The sequence below is a fragment of the Rhizobium sp. CBN3 genome (genome assembly GCF_030518245.1).
GTDB classification, from domain to species: domain Bacteria; phylum Pseudomonadota; class Alphaproteobacteria; order Rhizobiales; family Rhizobiaceae; genus Rhizobium; species Rhizobium aethiopicum_A.
Window position 1 is genome coordinate 1 of sequence record NZ_JAULSE010000082.1, and the last position, 1056, is coordinate 1056.

The window sequence follows — 1056 nt, forward strand, 5'->3', positions numbered from 1 at the left end:
TGTGAGCTTTCGGGAGGTTGTCCATTCAAAGCGGATTTAGGAGACTGGAGCTATCACACCTCGAGTCGGAAGGATCGCCGCGAATGAACATTCATAAGAATGCCCGACTGACGCCGTTGCGCCGGGAACAAATGGCGCTTGCTGTTATCGAAGGGCATCTGACCCAGGCTCAGGCAGCACAGGCCTATGGCGTCGCGGCCAAGATCGTCGCCCGTTGGGTCGAGCGTTTCAAGGCCGGTGGTCGAGAGGCGATGCTCGATCGTTCCTCCCGACCTCATGCCATGCCCCGGCAGACCAGTCAGGCGCTGGCGGAGCGCATCATCACGCTTCGCCGCCAGCGCCTGACTGGCAAGCACATCGCGATCGAAACCGGTGTATCTGCAGCGACGGTGAGCCGGGTTCTCAAGCGCGCAGGCCACTCCCGCCTCAAGGATATCGAGCCGGCCGAGCCTGTGCGTCGTTATGAACGCCAGGCTCCCGGCGAGATGATTCATATCGACATCAAGAAGCTCGGCCGGTTTCATGAGGTCGGCCACCGCATCACCGGCGATCGCACTCGCCAGAGTTCGCGCAGAGGCAAGAGTTGGGGCGCCGGTTGGGAATGCGTTCATGTGGCCATCGACGATGCCTCTCGCATCGCTTTCTCACAGATATTGCCGGACGAGACGAAAGAAAGCGCCGTGGCCTTCTTGAAGGCGGCATTGGCCTATTATGCCAGCCTCGGGATCGCGGTCGAGCGCGTCATGACCGACAATGGTCCCTGCTACACATCAAAGCCATTCGGCCAAGCTTGTCGCGACAACGGCCTCAAGCACGTTCGCACCAGACCATATACGCCTAAAACCAACGGAAAGGCCGAACGCTTCATCCAGACCGCCCTCAGAGAGTGGGCCTACGCCGTCGCCTATCCCAACTCGGACATGCGCGCCGCCGAACTGCCACGATGGCTTCATCGCTACAATTGGCACAGGCCTCACGGAAGTCTAAACTCAAAACCACCAATCACTAGGCTCGCTCTTACCCAGGACAACCTGTTGAGGCTCCACATCTAGTCGC

Annotated in this window: 1 protein-coding gene; it reads left to right on the plus strand. The window is 59.8% G+C overall.

The window, feature by feature from the left end:
• The first annotated feature begins 83 nt into the window (after positions 1-83).
• On the plus strand, positions 84-1052 hold the full coding sequence (locus QWJ46_RS31030; RefSeq protein WP_004673777.1) for an IS481-like element ISRel2 family transposase: 969 nt from the start codon (positions 84-86) through the stop codon (positions 1050-1052).
• The last annotated feature ends 4 nt before the right edge of the window (positions 1053-1056 follow it).

What these genes read in the sequence shown, in the direction of transcription:
- QWJ46_RS31030 (WP_004673777.1), top strand. Translation starts at nt 84, where the DNA reads ATGAACATTCATAAGAATGCCCGACTGACGCCGTTGCGCCGGGAACAA.